Source organism: Terrisporobacter petrolearius (genome assembly GCF_020748185.1).
Taxonomy (GTDB): domain Bacteria; phylum Bacillota; class Clostridia; order Peptostreptococcales; family Peptostreptococcaceae; genus Terrisporobacter; species Terrisporobacter petrolearius.
Genome location: NZ_JAHZMO010000087.1, coordinates 1 through 2,811 on the forward strand (window position 1 = coordinate 1; position 2,811 = coordinate 2,811).

The 2,811-nt window shown below is 29.1% G+C and carries 3 protein-coding genes; 1 reads left to right on the forward strand and 2 read right to left on the reverse strand.

Going from position 1 to position 2,811, the window contains the following annotated elements:
• Nucleotides 1-148: 148 nt before the first annotated feature.
• Nucleotides 149-820, reverse strand: coding sequence for an RluA family pseudouridine synthase (locus K0040_RS19620; protein WP_228110396.1), 672 nt, complete (start codon nt 818-820; stop codon nt 149-151).
• Between the two features lie 2 nt (nt 821-822).
• Nucleotides 823-1,695, reverse strand: a complete 873-nt coding sequence (locus K0040_RS19625; RefSeq protein WP_228110397.1) for a class I SAM-dependent methyltransferase — start codon at nt 1,693-1,695, stop codon at nt 823-825.
• A 202-nt stretch (nt 1,696-1,897) separates the two neighbouring features.
• Here K0040_RS19625 and K0040_RS19630 point away from each other — a divergent pair, with 202 nt between their 5' ends.
• Nucleotides 1,898-2,647, forward strand: a complete 750-nt coding sequence (locus tag K0040_RS19630) for a DUF3298 and DUF4163 domain-containing protein (RefSeq protein WP_228110398.1) — start codon at nt 1,898-1,900, stop codon at nt 2,645-2,647.
• Nucleotides 2,648-2,811 lie beyond the last annotated feature (164 nt).

A 2,811-nucleotide genomic window follows, 5' to 3' on the forward strand; every position in this document is an offset into this window, starting at 1 on the left:
AGAAAGAATTAAATTACTACATTATAATCAGGGTTTTAATTCGCTTTATATTAATTATTGGCGAAGCCATCACGAATCAATCATTTTCATTATAGCTTGTGAAGAAAGGTTTAATGTTTTTTCCTTACAATAAAAAATTTATAATTCATTAGTATGCAAATATATTCCATGGATATTCTTTTGGCACATCGCATACAAATTCCATTTTTTCTTTTGTTGTTGGATGTTGTATTTCTATTTTATAAGACCATAAAGCGATTTGCTGTCCAACTTTATTCAGATGTTGACCGTATCTTTGGTCTCCAAATAAAGGATGATTTCTACTTGCAAACTGCACTCTTATTTGATGTGGTCTTCCTGTTTGTAAATCTATTTGTATAAGGCTAAATCCTTTTTGAGAATCTAACGTTTCATATGAAAGTCTAGCATCTTTCGCTTCTTTTGTATTTTTACTAACTACACTAACCATATTAGTTTTTTTATTTTTATATAAATAGTCTACAAGGTTACCTGACTTTCTATTCATATTGCCATGTATAACAGCTCTATATGTCTTTTTAAAAGATTTACTTCTTACTTGTTCTGATAGTCTAGAAGCTGCCTTAGAGGTCTTTGCAAATACCATACAACCTCCTACAGGTCTATCTAGTCTATGTACAAGACCAACAAACACATTTCCTGGCTTATTATATTTTTCCTTAAGGTATTTCTTTAGAAGATTTACCATGTCATCATCATTAGTATTATCTCCTTGAGATAGTATATTAACAGGCTTTTCTACTACTAATAAATGATTATCTTCATATATAACCTTAACCATTATTATTTACTCTCCCATCTTCCAAATATACCACATGGAAGAACTTTTCCGTCTCTTGATGTTGGTATTCCTATTTCTCCAGCATATATATTTCCGCCATTAGCTTTTCTAGCAACTGTAGCATCTAATATATGTTCAAGAATTATTGGAGATAAACCAGTTGTATAAGAGTTTATTAAAAAGAATAAAGGATCATTTGATAATACTTTTGTACATAAATCAACTAAACCATATAATTTCTCTTCTATTTGCCATACTTCTCCCTTTGGTCCTCTTCCATATGAAGGAGGGTCCATTATTATGGCATCGTATTTATTTCCTCTTCTTATTTCTCTTTCAACAAATTTAACGACATCATCCACTATGAATCTTACTTTTCTATCTCCAAGACCTGATGTTTGTAAATTTTCTTTTGCCCAGGTTACCATACCTTTAGATGCGTCTACATGACAAACCTCCGCTCCTGCTGCTGCACATGCCACTGTAGCTCCTCCAGTGTAAGCAAATAAATTAAGTACTTTTATTGGTCTCTTAGCACCTTTTATCATTTCCATTTGCCAGTCCCAATTTGCCGCTTGTTCTGGGAATAAACCTGTATGTTTGAATCCAGTAGGACTTATATTAAATTTTAAACCTTTATAATTAACGGTCCATTTTTGTGGGTATTTCTTTTTAGCTTCCCAATGTCCTCCACCTTTTGCACTTCTATGATAATGCCCGTGAGGATTTTTCCATAAACCACTTTCATTTCTGATAGGCCACATTACTTGAGGGTCTGGTCTTCTAAGTACTACATCTCCCCAACGTTCTAATTTTTCTCCGTTACCCATATCTATAAGTTCATAATCTTTCCATTTATCTGCTAATAATAACATTATGTATCCTCCTAAGTATCTTACTAATCCTATGTATTATATCATACTAATTAATTTTATTTTAGGTATTTTAATCAGTTTATATACTTTATTTAATTTGATAATTCCAGTATTTATAGCCTTTTACATCTATCTATTATTATTTGATTTTACTTTGCATATAAATTACTAATGTAAATTATTTGTCTAGGAGGAATTGAATATGAATAACACCCAAGTTAATAATACATGTCTTTTTAATACTTTATATATTCAGTATGTGGAAGACATAGGACAAAATAAGTATTTTTATTATGACTTGAAATATCCTGTGATTTATAATGTTAAAAATGGTTATTTTCAAGTTAATGAGGATATCTTAAAAAATTTAAATGAAACTATAAACTCTTCTGTTTATACATTTAAGGAAGGGATTTTGGAGGAAGAACAGCAAATCAATGCAGCCAATCCTGATGGTAGTAAAACAAAAATAAATTATAAAGTTTATTCTAATTACGATTTTACTTTTAATAAAAATCATGTCATTAGCTTAACCTTACACCTAACAGCTATGGATAACGATAATCTAAAATATAATGAACTCTACAACTATAACATAGATTTATTAACAGGAAATCAAATTCTACTTAAAGATATTTTTAGACCTGGTGTGGATTATTTGAAACTTGTTTCTGATTTTGTAAATTTTAAAATTAGTCAAAATCCAAGTTATTATTACCCAAATACTGTTGTAGACATTCCAGAAGCTCAATCTTTCTATTTAACAGATCAAGGTATAGTAATTTACTTTGGTTTAGATGAGGTATCACCTGGAACAAACGGTATACAAAAGTTTTTAATGGAATTTACAAGTTTTGAATCATATATAAATCCTCGTTTTTACTGTAATCCAAAAAATATGAATTATAATAGAAAAAATAGGAGACCACAACATAATAGAATGTATTATTAAAATCATTAATAACAAAAAGCTGATTAATCCACATTAATCGGGTTTGTCAATAAAAGTGTGTAAGTAGTTTTTATTTTATAAGTCAGGTAGATAAAATTAATCTACCTGATTTTTTAATACTGATATTTTTTAACTCTTTCTTTTAAATTCTCATCCATATCTAA